Raw genomic sequence first — 14,142 nt, 5'->3', positions numbered from 1 at the left:
GCCCTATCCGTTCAAGAGCACGTCAAGGGTGACGAAGCCGTAGCCGGCGACGCTGATGCGGTCGATCATGGGGGAGGGCATCGGCGTCAAGCGTGCTGCCGTCGTCGGGGTTGGAACCGATATGCCTCAGGACGATCTCACCAGACTGCAGGGCGGCAAGGACCCGATCCGTCACGGTCTGCGTGCTGATTCCGCCGCTCGTTCCCTTCCATCCCAACGTATCGACCGTCCAACGGATGGCGACATAGCCCAGGTCGTTCACGGCCGCGATTGTCCGTGCGTCCCGTCCGCAGTAGGGAAAGCGGAAGAAGGAGCGCGCATCCGGGCCCGCCGCTGAAATGGCCTGTTCGGCTTCGATGACCTGCTGCGTGATCAGCTCATAGGAGAGGCTAGTGAATCCGGGATGCGTCATGGAGTGGTTGCCCACGCTATGTCCTGCCGCAACGATCTGGCTGACTCCTCCAGGATTCGTGGCAGCCCAGTTCCCCGTCAGGAAGAAGGTGCCGGCCACTCCTTTTGCGGACAGCGTTGACAGTATTTTCGGCAAGCCCGCTGCGTTGGACCCGGCATCAAACGTCAGCGCCACCGCGCGCCCGGCGCCCGGGAGAACCGTCAGGTCGTGGCCTCTCAGCGACGGCGTGACCGGCTCAGCCGGCAGCGGAGCGGATGGCTCGGTCTGTGTCGGCTCCGGCTGGGTCGGCACGGGGACAGGAGGTACGGTCACGGGCGGCGGCCTGCCGGGCTGGGCAGCGATCACCACAGCGGTCACCACGGCGAGTACCACCAGGGCGAGCACCACCGCGACGGCAACCACGCGCCGTCGTCCGCTACCGGATATTGGCAATGTCACGGCTGCTGGCCCGCAGTTCGAAACAGACGGCCGGCGGCTGGAGCAGCTGGCGGCCGAGGAGCACGCGTCCGAGTCCGAGCTGCTGCTCAGGACGCAGAGCTTGTGTTGCAGCGTCACCGGCGCAGCTGTGACCTCGGTGATGGGCTGGATTTCGTCATGAGCCATGATGCGGAGCTCCTCACCTGCCATGAGGATGTGTGACCGCGTACCTCGAGATCGAGGAAGGGTTGCAGGTCGTTGACCGGTCCCAGACGGGTCGTTCGGGTGCAAAACGGGAGGCCATCCGTTGGGCTATCTCCCGGGTGGACCCAGCGCACTTATATTGGCAACGAGGACCGTCATGATGAAACCGCCCACATTCCTTTCTTAGACTTTGCTGGTGTGGGGGCTACGCTGCCTCGGGCGGGGTTACTATTCCTGCGGTATCGCCACCATCGATGACGAACTCGGCACCGGTCACGAACGAGGATTCGTTGGATGATAAGTACAGGACGAGGTCCGCAACTTCCCCTGGATGGCCCATGCGGCTGAGCGCCACGTGGCTCATGTCCATCGCCATTCCTGCTGTCATAGGGGTGGAGATGACGCCGGGATGGATGGAATTGACTCTGATGCCATGGCGGCCGAGGTCCAGGGCAGCACTCCTGGTGAGGCCACGCACGCCGAACTTCGATGCAGGTATTGGCTGTCACCGGACCAGTGATCCCGCCCAGACCCGAACGCGTATCCACCGCCCGGCCCTGCGCCGGGACGAACACACCGGCCTGCACCGACGGCGTTGACTGCGCCGGCACCACCGCCGGACCGGCCTGCGCCGGAGGTGCAACAGATGCCGGCGCGGCAGACGCGGGGACGGCGAACCCGTAAAGAGCAACCGCCAGCGCCACCACAAAAACCAGAAAGGCCCGGATACCAGGACTTGCTGCGGAAATTGATCGGAAAAAGGCAGGCTCGCGACGGCGCTGGAAAAGGTTCATTTCCCCCATGAACTTTCTACGAAAAAGATCTAAGGGCGATCCAATTCATGAAAGCCCGGTCCCCAGACGAGTGATAGGCATGGCAATAAAAGAGCAGCCCGGAATAATCAAGCAATTTGCCAAATTATTGGGAAAACTGCGGTTACAGAACCCCCTGACGGAAAACTAGACACGCTCAGGCAGCCGTGTCGACTGTCCCCGTTTCAGGCGGACCCAGCAAACAAACAAAGGGGAAGATGCTCGCCCAGACCCGCAATATTCTTGATGCCGATGGGTTCCCCAACCGTGATGCCCGGTCGGGCACTCCGTCAAATGAACGATCGTTCGCAAGACACTCCGAGGGGACTTTGCAGAATGGCGGAGCCAGGGGGCTCATTCTGTAATGCTTCCCGTGTATGCGGTGGAGTGTAACGCTAAACCCGGTTGAGACGATTCGGTGATGCGAATCGGATGCGGGCTGTCAGTTTCCGGAGTCGCCTGCACGATTTGTCTGAGGTCGCCTGCACAAGGGGAAGGGTGTCGACGGGTCGGCGACCTCTCATGTACGTTTGGCACGTACTCCAGATTCTGCACCCGCCAGTCGAACAGCTGCGGTCATCGTCGAGGTGGGGGAGCGTCTGTTTCGACGGGATCGAGACTCGAATGGATCTGGACCTGAAGAGCGTGACGACCCTGAGCGACGGCGGCGTTCTCGTCGCCTACGCCCAGGTTGAGTCCTGACGGCCACCATAACGCCGCCGCCTATCAACAACAGACAGGGAGAAACCTGTGAGTTCGATCGTGGTCCAGGCGTTCATCACCCTCGACGGCGCGTCCAGGCGGGCGGCTGCCCGGACGAGGACCGAGAAGGCGGCTTCGAGCTCACATGAGCACAACCTCAGCCTTCTACGCCTTTGCCACCCTCGACATGATGAGAGAAGCAATGAATGCCGCCACCCCAGCAATCAACGCCGTGGACACCGAACCGCTCACCGAAGCCAGGCTCCACCAGCTCCTAACCGAAATACAACGCCGAAACTGTCTCAAAAACTTGACGTGCGCACAAGCGGGACCGAATCGATTCGCGGGAGACGAAGCTGACCGGCTACCGGGCCCTCATAGATGCCACCGCCGACGTCGACCGCGACCGAAGCGCCGACCCGGTGGCCGGCTGTACGCTTACTTTGCGGCGGTGGTTCCGGAGGTTGCGAGGTCGATGCCACGGGTTTCCGGGAGGCCGAAGGTGGCGAAGAGGCTCACCAGGCTCACGCCGGCCAGAAGCAGCCCGATGGCGGGACTCCCCAGGCTGGCGCCGAGCGATGCCGCCACCAGTGGCGTGACGCCACCGCCGACGAGCGCTCCGAGGTTGTAGGCCATTCCGGCGCCTGTGTAGCGGTAGCGGGTGGCGAAGAGCTCCGGCAGGAAGGCGCCCACCGGACCGTAGATTCCGGCGACGATCAGCAGCGTGCCGGACAGCCCGACTGCAAACGACCAGGTGGTGCCGATGTCGAGGATCGGGAAGAGCAGGAGCGACCAGGGGATCGCCACGACGCACGAGCCAACGATCACGGCTCGGCGGCCGATCCGGTCGGAGAGCATTGCGCTGCCAATAGTTCCTGCAGCGAAGAACATCGCGCCGACGATTCCCAGCGAGAGGATGGTGGGCCGGCTGTGGCCAAGGCCCTCGGCACTTGTGCCATAGCTGCTGAGAAAGGCTGTGCCGATGTAGAAGAAGGCGAAGAGCATCATGGTGGAGGCGCCGCCCAAGAGGATCTGGCGTGGCTGGTTTCGCACCGACTCCCACACGGGCAGCTTGCGGGGCCCGGCCGCGACGGCGCTCGAGTCGCTGGCCTCCTTGAAGACCGGAGTCTCTTCGATCTTGAGGCGGATGTAGAGACCGATCATAACGAGCACGGCACTTCCGATGAACGGAATGCGCCAGCCGAACGTGAGGAATGCCTCCGACTTGTCGCCGAGTGACAGATTGATGATGAGGAAGGTTGCACTCGCGAGGGCGAAGCCAATCGACGGGCCCAGCTGGGGGAAGGCTGCGAAGAGGCCTCGGTGTTTGGGCGGGGCGTACTCGGCGGCCATCAGTGCCGCGCCGGCCCATTCGCCGCCGACAGCGAATCCCTGAAGAAAGCGGAGAACAACGAGGATGATCGGCGCGGCGATCCCGATTACGCTGGCGTCGGGCAGCAGCCCGATGGTGACGGTCGCGATGCCCATGATGAGCAGTGTGCTGACGAGCGTTTTCTTGCGCCCCAGCCTGTCACCGAAGTGGCCGAACAGGACGGCACCAAGGGGGCGCGAGACGAAGGCCACGGCAAAGGTTCCGAACGAGGCGAGAGTGCCGGCGGCCGGGCCGAGCGCCGGGAAGAAGACTTGGGGGAAGACGAGGGCCGCAGCCGTGCCGTAGATGAGGAAGTCGTAGAACTCGATGATGCTGCCCATCGAGCTGGCGACGGCGACCCTGGCCATCGAGGTGGGGCGCGGACCGGACCGGTTCACAACCGGTGCGAGGCTTTCGAGCATGCGATATCTCCTTTGACATCGGTCGTCGAGACGAGGTTTGTTTCGACGCGAAGATGTCATCGTGCCAGCGCCGCGCGTTCGCCACCACCTCCCGATGGAGGTGTTTCGCGCCACCGGTCAGGGCAAAAGGCGGAGCCTGCGCGCGGCCACCACGGCCTCCGTGCGGCTGTGCACGTCCAGTTTCGCCATGATCGACTGCATGTAGCTCTTCACCGTGACTGCCTTGAGTGAGAGCCGTTTGCCGGTTTCGGCATAGGAACAGCCGAGCGCCACTTGGGCGAGCACATCCGTCTCCCGTCGTGTGAGGTGCGGGACGCCGGCCGGCGCCACGTCGGAGCCCTCGAGCCGTGCGGTCACGGCGAGGATGCGCTGGGCGAGTTCGGGATCAGTCGTGGTGCTGGCCACCGAGAGGAGCTCGGCATGCGCAAGCCGGACGGTCTCGATGAGGTCCCGTTCCGGTGGCTCCGCGGCCAGGCTTTGGACGACCCGGAGAATGGCGACCCGGTGGTCCACCTCGTCCCGAATGGCCAGTTCCCGCGAGATCCTCGAGGCGCCGGCGCTGAGTTCGGTCACCACGCACTCGCCGATCGATGTGCGCTCCCGCGTTGCCGCGTAGAGCACACACCGGGCACGGCCGTCCACGAGGATGGGGAGCGCCACCATGGTCCGCAGCCCCTCGATGCGTACGGCGTCGTCGTGATGATGGGTGATGTTGTCGGAGTCCAAGTAATCGGCCACCCCGATGGTGCGCGCCTGGGAGAGGGCGCGCCCGCCCACCCCCTCTCCGGGCTGCACGCTGAGGTTCTTCAGACCGTGCGTCGTCGTGCCGAAGAACTCGGTGATGATGAGCTCCGTGCGGTTCACGAGGCCTGCGAAGAACACCGCTGAGCCCGTCCGGGCTGCGGTTTCCCGGATCGCCCGCTTCAGCAGGTCGCGGTCGCTCGGACGGTAGACGTCGTTGTCATGCCCTGTCATAGGGCCCTTCCCCGGTTAGATGGAGCAGTTAGAAGTGCAGCTGGACGCAGCGGGCTAGACGGAGCGGCCGTCGAGCTTGTCCTGGATGCGCCGCGCCAGCTCAGCAGTGGGTGTCGAGCGGGGAAAAACGGCCACAACCAGGTCGTCCCCGGCCGGGACGGATGCGGGGTCGCCCTGCGGCAGTACGCCGAACATACGGCGCACCGCCAACAGCTCGTGTTCCAGGTTCTGGAGGGAACCGCGGGAGGAGTCCAGCATCATTTCGCGCAGCACATAGTTATGGGTTGACGTGACAGCAGCGGCGAACCGGATTGCATCAAGCGTTGATATGCCCGGCAGTGCCTGGCGCAGGTAGTCCGAGAAAAGCCGTTCATAGCGGGAGACCATGATCGTTTCCCGGTCCCGCAGCGCGGGCACCGCCTGCACCACGTGGTAGCGCTTTTGGGACAACTTCCGGCGTTCGGAAAATTTCACGAAGACCAGCACCGCGGCCTGGCACACAGCCTCCCACGGATCGGGATGGCTGGCTGCCAGGTAGACCGTCAGCTCAGCGAGCAGGGCTTCGTGGTCCGCAAAGATCACGTCTTCCTTGGCGCGGAACTGACGGAAGAAGGTGCTGCGGGAGATTCCGGCAGCGAGGGCAATATCGTCCACGCTGGTCGGGTCGTAGCCATTGTCGGTGAACAGATCCAGCGCGGCCTCGGCCACGCCGGAACGGAAATTAGCCACTGATGCCATCCCGGTACAGTAGCAGCGCGTCACCCTGTCCGCCGCCGCCACAAAGCGCTACGGCGGATTTGCCGCTGCCGCGCCGCATCAGCTCATGGACGGCCGAGACCACCAGCCGCGCTCCGGAGGCGCCGATCGGATGTCCAATGGCGATGGCCCCGCCGTTGACGTTCACCTTGTCCAAACCGAGCCCCAGGGTCGCTGCGGAGTGCGCCACCACCGAGGCGAAGGCCTCGTTGATCTCCACGAAGTCAAGGTCCCCGGCCGTCCAGCCGGCGCGGGCAAGGGCCGCCGTGATTGCCTGTGCCGGCTTGTCCGGCAGCGTTGTGTCCGGCCCGGCGATCTGCCCGGCGGGCCCGACGACGGCCAGCACGTCGAGCCCGTGGACATCGGCGTAGGCGCGGGTCACCAGCACGACGGCGGCGGCGCCGTCGCTCAGCGGCGAAGCATTTCCGGCGGTGACTGTTCCCGCCGCGGTGAAGGCCGGCTTCAGCCCGGCCAGTACCTCCTGCGTGGATTGAGGGCGTACGCCCTCGTCATCGCTTACCAGCACGGGCGCGCCGCGCTTCTGCGGCACCGAAACAGGGACGATTTCGGCGCTGAATCTTCCCTTGGCCCGGGCCGCGGCCGCCCGCTGGTGGGACAGCGCCGCGATATTGTCCTGCGCCTCGCGGGAGAGCTGTAGGTCCGCGTTGGCGCGGTCCGTGGCAATGCCCATGAGCTCGTGGTCAAAGGCATCCGTGAGCCCATCATGGCCGGCCGAGTCCACGGCCGTGATGCCGCCGTAGAGGTAGCCGGCGCGCGAGCCGGTGAGCAGGTGCGGTGCCTGGCTCATGGATTCCTGGCCGCCGGCGACCACCACATCCGCCTCGCCCAGTTTGAGCAGCCTGACGCCCTGGATGATGGCACTCAGCCCGGAGAGGCAGACCTTGTTAACGGTGACGGCGGGGGCGCTGAGCGGTATTCCTGCCGCGACGGCGCTTTGGCGCGCGGGGTTCTGGCCGGCGCCGGCCGTCAGGACCTGGCCCAAGATGACCGCATCGACGGCGGCCGGCCCAACCCCGGAGCGTTCCAGAGCCGCGGCGATGGCCGCGGCGCCAAGCTGTATAGCGCTCCGTGAAGCCAGGTGGCCCATCAGTTTTCCCTGAGGGGTGCGGGCCGCGCCCACAACAACTATGTCCTGGCTGCTCATTTGGTGGGTTCCTTGCTGAGGGCTGGGGCGCTGAGGTCCAGGGCGCGTAGCCGCGACTTCAGGACCTTGCCGGTGGAGTTGTGGGGGAGCCCCTCGGGGAAAAGGATCCTGTCCGGAACCTTGAATCCTGAGAGCAGGCCCTTGACGTGCGAGCTGATCTCCTCGGCCGTGACCGAGCTGGAGCTGCTGCGGATGACAAAGGCCACCGGGCGTTCGCCCCATTTCTCGTGCGCGACGCCGATCACGGCCACGTTCAGCACCGCCGGGTGGCTCATAATGGCTTGTTCCACCTCGATAGTGGAGATGTTTTCTCCGCCGGAGATGATGATGTCCTTGGCCCGGTCCTTGAGCTGGATGTAGCCGTCGGGATGCATCACGCCGAGGTCGCCGGTATGGAACCAGCCGCCGCGGAAGGCGTCGGCCGTGGCCTCGGGATCCTTGAAGTAACCGAGCATCACGTTGTTGCCACGCAGCACGATTTCGCCCAGCGTTGCGCCGTCGGCCGGGACATCGAGCATGTCCAGGTCCACGATGCGCGCCGTCTCGGCCTGCAGCATCCCCACCCCCTGGCGGGAGATCTTGACGGCCCTGTCCTGGGCGGAAAGATCATCCCACTCGGTTTGATGCTCACAGATCGTGTACGGGCCGTACACCTCGGTCAACCCATAAACGTGGACCACTCTGATCCCGATTGACTCCAGTGACGTGATGATCGCGGGCGACGGCGGCGCGCCCGCCGTCGTGATACGCAGCGGCGCCTTCAGCTCGTGGGCCTGGGGTGCGCCGGCAATAATGCTGCACACCGTGGGGGCGCCGCAGAGGTTGGTGACTCCGAGAGTGTCGATGGCGTCCCAGACGGCGTCGGCGCGCACTGCCCGCAGGCAGATGTGGACGCCTGCGGCCGCCGTCACGGCCCAAGTGGTGCACCAGCCGTTGCAGTGGAACATCGGAAGGGTCCAGAGGTAGCGCGTGTCGCCGGTGAAGTGATTGTGGAAGGTTTCCCCGAGCGAGTTCAGGTAAGCGCCGCGATGCGAATAGAGCACGCCCTTGGGCTTGCCCGTGGTGCCGGAGGTGTAGTTAAGGGTGATCGGGGCCCGTTCGTCCTCGACACTCCACGGAAGATCTGCTTCCTGGTGTCCGGACGCGGCGAGGAAGTCCGCGTACTGCGTCGTGCCCATACCTGTCGGGACCTCCGGATACGGGATGGTGCTGTCAGGCACTTCGATCACCTCAGCCAGCTGTGTCAGGCCCAGGTCCAGTCCAGCCACGGTGGCCAGCAGTTCCGAATCGGCAAACAGCAGCCTGGCTTCGGAATGCTCCAGGATGTATTGGAGTTCCCGGGCGGACATCCGCGAGTTCAGGGCCACCAGGACGCCCCCGGCCAGCGGGACGGCGTAATGGGCAATCAGCAGTTCCGGCACATTAGGACACAGGAAGGCCACCCGGTCGCCCGGCTGGATCCTGCTCATGATTGCTTTGGCCAGCCCCTGGGCTTCGGCGGCGAAGTCCCGGTAAGTATAGGAGCGGTCACCGTGGATGATCGCCGTCTTCTGTCCGAACACCTCGGCGGAGCGCTGCAGGAACCGCAGGGGGCTCAGCGGGGTTTCATTGGGAAGCTCAATTGTGGTCATGGCGAATCCTTAGGCGAAGGCGCTTTGTCCGGTGACATCGCGGCCGATCAATAGGGTCTGAATGCTTTGCGTGCCTTCGTAGGTATGGATGGATTCGATGTCCAGGAGGTGCCGGATCACGTGGTTTTCCAGCAGGATGCCGTTGCCGCCCAACATGTCGCGGGCAATGGACGCCAACTCCCGGGCCTTGCGCGTGTTGTGGTACTTCGCCATCGAGGCCTGGGTGGGGCGCATCTGGCCGGCCGCATCAAGCCCCGCGAGGTGGAAACAGTGCAGCTGCATACTGGTCAGCTCCGAGAGCATGTACGACAGGCGCTCCTGGACAAGTTGGAACTTTGCCAGCGGCTTGCCGAACTGTGTCCGCTGCGTGGCGTAGTTCAACGCGGATTCGTAGACGGCGGTGGCGTGGCCGAGGGCGGACCAGGCCACCCCCAGGCGGGTGGCAACAAGGATTTCGGACGTGTCCTTGAAAGTGCGGGCACCGGGGAGAAGATTGGCCTTTGGAATGCGGACGTTGTTGAGCTTGATCCGGGCCTGATGGATTGCGCGCAGCGAGGCCTTTCCGGTGATGGTCTCGGCCTCGTAACCCTCCCGGTCCTGTTCCACCAGAAAACCACGGACGTCGCCGTCGTCATCGCGTGCCCAGACCACCGTGACATCGCCTACGGAGCCGTTGCCGATCCACTTCTTCTCGCCATTGAGGACGTAGTCCTCCCCGTCGGGCGAGGCGGTGGTTTCCAGTGCCACGGAATCGGAGCCGTGGTTCGGTTCCGTCAGGGCGAAGGCGCCGAGCTTTTCGCCGCGGGCCAGCGGACCGAGCCACGTCCTGCGCTGGGCGTCGGAGCCAAAAAGGGCAATCGTCCGCAGTACCAGGCCGCCCTGGACTGCGATGACCGTACCCAGCGAACCGTCCCCGCGGGAGACCTCCATGTTGACCAGGCCGGCGGCCAGCGCGGACATGGCCTCCAGGCCCTGTACGTCAATGCCATCGGCTAGGAGGTTCATGGTGCCCATCCGCTTGGCCAGGTGGGCGGGGAACTCGGCCCGTTCCCAGTAGTCGTTCATCTGCGGCAGGGCCTCCGCTGTGAAATCCCGGGCACGCCTCCACGCTTCGCGGTCGGGTGCGGAAATGTTGGCGAAGACGGAGTAGTAGTCCGTGTCCAGCGGTTCAGCGACGTCATAGTCGGGCATGGGCTTGCATCCTTTTTTGGGGAGGAATTGAAGAATGGCGCGGAGGTCGCGGCTCTTGTTTGGGCGGGCCGCGCGCCCTTGGCTATCCGGCGAAGCCGGACCCGGGGTGGAAATCCCGTCCCCACACACGCCGGGAGGCGCCGCTTTGGTCTAGCAGCGGTGTGAGGCCTCCCTGATGCTGGGGGAAGTTGGCGCCGAGTAGCATGCACAAATCCACTTCCGCCGGACCGGCCACCACCTTTTCGGCGAGCATCAGGCCCACCTCCTCGGCCAGGGCGTCAAGTATCCCTGCCCTGATGGCCTCCGCATCCGGTGCCGGCGCTGAACCTCCGGCTTCGGCAGCCGGCAGCAGGACGGCCGCCTCGGGAAGCACCATGCCGGACTTAGCGAGGTAGCCGCGCAGCCGGGCATCCGCAATGGCTGCCAGGCTGGTGCTGACATAAAACCGGTCAGGGTAGGCGGCGTGCATGGTCTCGCAGATGTGCAACTGGACCGCGGGTCCGATGAAACCCAGCAGCGTCAGCGGAGTCATGGGTAGCCCGTGGGGGTCCAGGGCATGGTCCGCCAGTTCGATGTCCGTTCCGTCATCAATGACCTGCAGCAGTTCGCAGAACAGCCGGGTCAGGATCCGGTTCACGACAAAGCCCGGAGTGTCCTTTACCAGGACCGCAGTCTTGCCCAGAAGCCGGGCAAGCGAACAAGCGGTGGCGACGCTGACGTCATCGTTGCTTTCAGTGCTGATGATTTCCACGAGCGGCAGCACAGCCACCGGATTGAAGAAATGCAGTCCCACCAGGCGCTCCGGATGGGCCAGGCCTTGACCCATCGCCGTCACGGAAAGGGACGACGTATTCGTCAGGAGCAGCGCATCAGTGCGCAGCAGGGGCTCGATCTCCGCGAAGACGGCGCGTTTGAGGGCCAACTCCTCGAACACCGCCTCGATGACCACATCGCAGTCCCGGTACTCGCGCTTATCCACTGTGCCGCGGACAAGACTTCCCAGGTCGCGGGCCGCCGTTTCGCTGAGTTGCCCCCGGCTCACCAACTTCTCCAAGTGCCCGGCGATCCAGCCAAGCGCGCCATCCACCTTTGCCTGGGAAAGATCCGTGATCAGGACAGGAACGCCGAGCTGTTTGGCAAAAACAAGGGCAAGCTGGCCGGCCATGAGCCCGGCCCCGATTACGCCAACGCTTCGGACGGGGCGGGGATCGGCGCTGGGTGCGCCCGCCGGTCGCTGCCGTTGAGTGTCCAGTAGGGCCGCGGCATACGCCTGCACCGATTTTCCGGGCGACTTGCAGGCGTCGACGGCAGCGCCCGTGAGTGAGGCAGTTTCTACGACATTGTCAGGAACCATGTCACCGTTCTACAGTGAAACTGAGTGTCAAGTCAATTGATACTCAGTGCCAAAGAAGGTGATTGTGGCTTCGGAACGGCTGGGTTGGCGCGATGATCTCTTTTCTGTGCGCCTCAATTCGGCTGATGTCGCATTAGGGTGAGACTAAATCGGGGCTATGCGAGACAATGGGAACGGCGGCCGCCACGCGCCACAGTGAGAGCAGTCACATTGGCCGGACGTCTGTTCAGCCGGTGTGCACTGTAAGTCTCAATGAGGAGGAACGATGGGTAACGAAGCCGAAACTCCGGAAGCAGCGGAGACCGTGGATTTTAAGAAAGTCCAGTCGACCGAGCGGTTCCAGGAACTTCGCAAACGCCACCGTAGCTTTGTCTTTCCCATGGCCATCGCATTCCTGCTCTGGTATTTCGCATACGTCCTGCTGGCTGATTATGCCGCCGGATTCATGTCCATCAGGGTCTGGGGAAACATCAACATCGGGCTCATCATGGGCCTTCTTCAGTTTGTTTCCACCTTCGCCATTACGGGCTGGTATGTCAGCTACTCCAACCGGAAACTGGACCCCATCGCCGCCGAAATCCGCCACGAAATCGAAGGCCACGAGTTCGACCAATCCGGCAACCGAGTGGACGGAGCGGCGAAATGAGAGGGACCCGGTTCCTGTGAGAAGCCGTGTCTTACTGCTTGAGAGGCGGAATCCCGGCTTTTCCGGGGGTCTGCCCTTTGGCCTTGGAGCCCTTCCATAGATGATGGGAGCGGTGGCTGCTTTCGGCATGCAGCACCAAGACGGGGCAGTCCGCGTGGGCAACACACGCAGAGCTCACGGAGCCGAGGTGCATGCCAAGGAAACCCCCATGGCCCCGGCGTCCAACCACCAGCAATGAAGCGCCGGCCGCCGCTTCCACGAGCTTCGCCGCAGCCGGTCCGCGGACCAGTTGCGAGGTCAGTCTTTCCGGAGTCTCCTCACCGAACGCCTTTTCCAAGGCGTCCGCAAGAGTCTTCGCCGCAGCCGCTTCAAACCGGGCGAAATCGGGTGGAACATATCCGGCGTAAATCTCCGGAAAATCCCAACAGGCAATAGCGACAATGGTGGCGTTCAGGGCCGGCGCCAGCTGTGCCCCCAGACGGAGCGCCTGGATGGACGATTCCGAACCGTCCACACCGACAAGAACCTTGGCTTCCGCATCCATGATCATTCTCCTTCGAAGGTGAATCCCCTGGTTGTTCCTAGTCTGCAGCTCCCATTAGCGGTGGCTGTGTGCCGAGCATATGCGCACCAGCAGGCGAACGGAACTGCCTACGGATGTTTCTCGGGTCTGTCCGGGAGTCTGATGCTATTTAGGTCCAATCACCGAAGTAGCCGCATGGGCTAAAGCAGAGTCCACGGGTCCGTCCAAACCGTGTAACCACTCGCCTTATCGACAAATTCGCGGGAGCAAGAGCATTGAGCTGCTATCCAGAGACCGGATGAGTCGGGCAAGACATCTTCCCCTGGAGAGCAAGGTGTGCAGCGTGGACGCCTGCGATTGGTCGTAAAGTGGGCAAAAAGGGGTGTGCACAATGTGCACACCCTGGGCTTCGGATCGGGTCGTACTGGGGTCGGATCGGTCCGGATTCCGCATGTTTCCGGGAGTTCCCAGTGTTAGCAGGGGCTGGAATGCAGTTCGAGTCCCACCTCGGGCACGTGTTTTCCCTGTTAAGGGGCTTGTGGGCCTCTGAGTGTGCACAAACTGTTCACTCATGGGCCCCTTCGGGGGCCTTTTTATTGGGGGCCGTTGCTGTGGCCGCGCTCCTTCCTTACGGACGAGGTCTTGGCTTGTTCCTTCTCCATGGCGTTCGCGGGTCCAAGCGACATGACGTGACTCAAGCACCCAAGTTCACGAGCCGACGGAACGTGAACGCCTCCATGACGTCATTAGTACCGTGGGTATGGACATGAATCTGCGCGTTCCCGAAGATCTCGACCGCCGGCTCGATGAGCTTGAACGTTTTCAAGAAAGGCGGGTAACGGTCATGAACGTCCTTCTGATCGTCGTAGCGGTCCTTGCGGTGCTGTTCCTCTTAGGAGCCGGGCTGGTTCCTTCTTTGAACTTCCTGATCTGGGTTGGCGTGGTGCTGTTGATCCTCGCTGCCGTCGGCTTCTTCATGGGGCGCAGGATGACCTGAGCACGGTCGGCAGGAGTCTGCGTGCTGCAGGTCGTTCTGTCCTGCAATCGTCTGCGGCCGCATTGATCTGGATCCGTGTGTGAACAGAGGCTTCCGAAAGATCGGCAGTGCTCACGTCCGCTTCGTGCAGATCGGCACCGGTGAGGTCTGGTGACCTTCCCGCTGCGCTGCCCCTTCGCCTGTCGACGCGCTCCTGGCGGCTCCCGGGCGGGCCGGCCGTTCCCCCAGGTCAGTGGAGCAGGAGCAGGAGCAGGAGCCGGCCGCGTCGGCCGGCGGCTTACATCCGCGCGACTTTGGCCTTCACCATCAGGTAAAGGCCATAGCAGATCAGACCGGCGCCGACGGCGGTCAGCATATAAACTCCATACGGCTGCTCGCGCAGGGCCTTCAATCCGCCGTCCAAGCCGGTGGACTCCTGAGGGTGGGCGCTAACTGTGGCAATGATGACCAGCAATCCCACCAGAAACAGTGCGATGCCCTCTGCTACGTAGCCGACCACGCCCAGCCCCGTCACAACGGACCGGCCGGTGCCCGAGGACGGCAGCCGCAGATCCTTCCTGAAC

At 63.7% G+C, this 14,142-nt stretch carries 13 protein-coding genes; 2 read left to right on the top strand and 11 right to left on the bottom strand.

The window, feature by feature from the left end; all coding sequences use genetic code 11:
* Positions 1-22: 22 nt before the first annotated feature.
* The 9 genes from NG701_RS00265 to NG701_RS00225 form a co-directional block, all read right to left on the bottom strand.
* The gene (locus tag NG701_RS00265; protein WP_252563156.1) at positions 23-1,015 is read right to left on the bottom strand and encodes a polysaccharide deacetylase family protein; all 993 of its coding nucleotides are present in this window, start codon (positions 1,013-1,015) and stop codon (positions 23-25) included.
* A 223-nt stretch (positions 1,016-1,238) separates the two neighbouring features.
* Positions 1,239-1,532, bottom strand: coding sequence for an SDR family oxidoreductase (locus NG701_RS00260; protein WP_308291935.1), 294 nt, complete (start codon positions 1,530-1,532; stop codon positions 1,239-1,241).
* A 1,453-nt stretch (positions 1,533-2,985) separates the two neighbouring features.
* On the bottom strand, positions 2,986-4,341 hold the full coding sequence (locus tag NG701_RS00255) for an MFS transporter (RefSeq protein ID WP_252563150.1): 1,356 nt from the start codon (positions 4,339-4,341) through the stop codon (positions 2,986-2,988).
* Positions 4,342-4,458: 117 nt separating this feature from the next.
* Positions 4,459-5,316 carry a helix-turn-helix transcriptional regulator gene (locus NG701_RS00250; RefSeq protein ID WP_252563147.1) on the bottom strand — a complete coding sequence of 286 codons (858 nt, stop codon included), beginning with the start codon at positions 5,314-5,316 and terminating at the stop codon, positions 4,459-4,461.
* 54 nt (positions 5,317-5,370) lie between these two features.
* On the bottom strand, positions 5,371-6,054 hold the full coding sequence (locus NG701_RS00245; RefSeq protein ID WP_252563145.1) for a TetR/AcrR family transcriptional regulator: 684 nt from the start codon (positions 6,052-6,054) through the stop codon (positions 5,371-5,373).
* Complete coding sequence (locus tag NG701_RS00240) at positions 6,038-7,237, bottom strand: acetyl-CoA C-acyltransferase (RefSeq protein ID WP_252563142.1); 1,200 nt, start codon at positions 7,235-7,237, stop codon at positions 6,038-6,040. The genes NG701_RS00245 and NG701_RS00240 overlap by 17 nt, the downstream gene beginning before the upstream one ends.
* On the bottom strand, positions 7,234-8,868 hold the full coding sequence (locus NG701_RS00235) for an AMP-binding protein (protein ID WP_252563139.1): 1,635 nt from the start codon (positions 8,866-8,868) through the stop codon (positions 7,234-7,236). The genes NG701_RS00240 and NG701_RS00235 overlap by 4 nt, the downstream gene beginning before the upstream one ends.
* Positions 8,869-8,877: 9 nt before the next feature.
* Complete coding sequence (locus NG701_RS00230) at positions 8,878-10,059, bottom strand: acyl-CoA dehydrogenase family protein (protein ID WP_252563136.1); 1,182 nt, start codon at positions 10,057-10,059, stop codon at positions 8,878-8,880.
* Between the two features lie 82 nt (positions 10,060-10,141).
* Positions 10,142-11,413, bottom strand: a complete 1,272-nt coding sequence (locus tag NG701_RS00225; RefSeq protein ID WP_252563133.1) for a 3-hydroxyacyl-CoA dehydrogenase family protein — start codon at positions 11,411-11,413, stop codon at positions 10,142-10,144.
* Between the two features lie 265 nt (positions 11,414-11,678).
* On the opposite strand from NG701_RS00225, the gene NG701_RS00220 reads away from it, so the two are divergent.
* Positions 11,679-12,059 (top strand): DUF485 domain-containing protein, encoded by a 381-nt coding sequence (locus tag NG701_RS00220; protein WP_252563130.1) that lies wholly within the window; start codon positions 11,679-11,681, stop codon positions 12,057-12,059.
* Between the two features lie 31 nt (positions 12,060-12,090).
* On the opposite strand, the gene NG701_RS00215 is transcribed toward NG701_RS00220, so the two are convergent.
* Positions 12,091-12,603 (bottom strand): universal stress protein, encoded by a 513-nt coding sequence (locus tag NG701_RS00215; RefSeq protein WP_252563127.1) that lies wholly within the window; start codon positions 12,601-12,603, stop codon positions 12,091-12,093.
* A gap of 739 nt (positions 12,604-13,342) precedes the next feature.
* Here NG701_RS00215 and NG701_RS00210 point away from each other — a divergent pair.
* Positions 13,343-13,579, top strand: coding sequence for a hypothetical protein (locus NG701_RS00210; RefSeq protein ID WP_252563124.1), 237 nt, complete (start codon positions 13,343-13,345; stop codon positions 13,577-13,579).
* Positions 13,580-13,856: 277 nt separating this feature from the next.
* On the opposite strand, the gene NG701_RS00205 is transcribed toward NG701_RS00210, so the two are convergent.
* Positions 13,857-14,142 (bottom strand): DUF1206 domain-containing protein (locus NG701_RS00205; protein WP_252563121.1); only part of this gene is annotated, 286 nt, incomplete at its 5' end.

The sequence above is a fragment of the Pseudarthrobacter cellobiosi genome, assembly GCF_023913815.1.
Lineage (GTDB): Bacteria > Actinomycetota > Actinomycetes > Actinomycetales > Micrococcaceae > Arthrobacter > Arthrobacter cellobiosi.
This window is presented reverse-complemented; position numbering and strand designations above follow the sequence as displayed.

Excerpts from the sequence above, each read along its gene's own strand:
- NG701_RS00225 (WP_252563133.1), bottom strand. The coding sequence starts at position 11,413 with ATGGTTCCTGACAATGTCGTAGAAACTGCCTCACTCACGGGCGCTGCC.
- NG701_RS00265 (WP_252563156.1), bottom strand. The coding sequence starts at position 1,015 with ATGGCTCATGACGAAATCCAGCCCATCACCGAGGTCACAGCTGCGCCG.
- NG701_RS00245 (WP_252563145.1), bottom strand. The coding sequence starts at position 6,054 with ATGGCATCAGTGGCTAATTTCCGTTCCGGCGTGGCCGAGGCCGCGCTG.
- NG701_RS00240 (WP_252563142.1), bottom strand. The coding sequence starts at position 7,237 with ATGAGCAGCCAGGACATAGTTGTTGTGGGCGCGGCCCGCACCCCTCAG.
- NG701_RS00220 (WP_252563130.1), top strand. The coding sequence starts at position 11,679 with ATGGGTAACGAAGCCGAAACTCCGGAAGCAGCGGAGACCGTGGATTTT.
- NG701_RS00255 (WP_252563150.1), bottom strand. The coding sequence starts at position 4,341 with ATGCTCGAAAGCCTCGCACCGGTTGTGAACCGGTCCGGTCCGCGCCCC.
- NG701_RS00250 (WP_252563147.1), bottom strand. The coding sequence starts at position 5,316 with ATGACAGGGCATGACAACGACGTCTACCGTCCGAGCGACCGCGACCTG.
- NG701_RS00230 (WP_252563136.1), bottom strand. The coding sequence starts at position 10,059 with ATGCCCGACTATGACGTCGCTGAACCGCTGGACACGGACTACTACTCC.
- NG701_RS00215 (WP_252563127.1), bottom strand. The coding sequence starts at position 12,603 with ATGGATGCGGAAGCCAAGGTTCTTGTCGGTGTGGACGGTTCGGAATCG.
- NG701_RS00235 (WP_252563139.1), bottom strand. The coding sequence starts at position 8,868 with ATGACCACAATTGAGCTTCCCAATGAAACCCCGCTGAGCCCCCTGCGG.
- NG701_RS00210 (WP_252563124.1), top strand. The coding sequence starts at position 13,343 with ATGGACATGAATCTGCGCGTTCCCGAAGATCTCGACCGCCGGCTCGAT.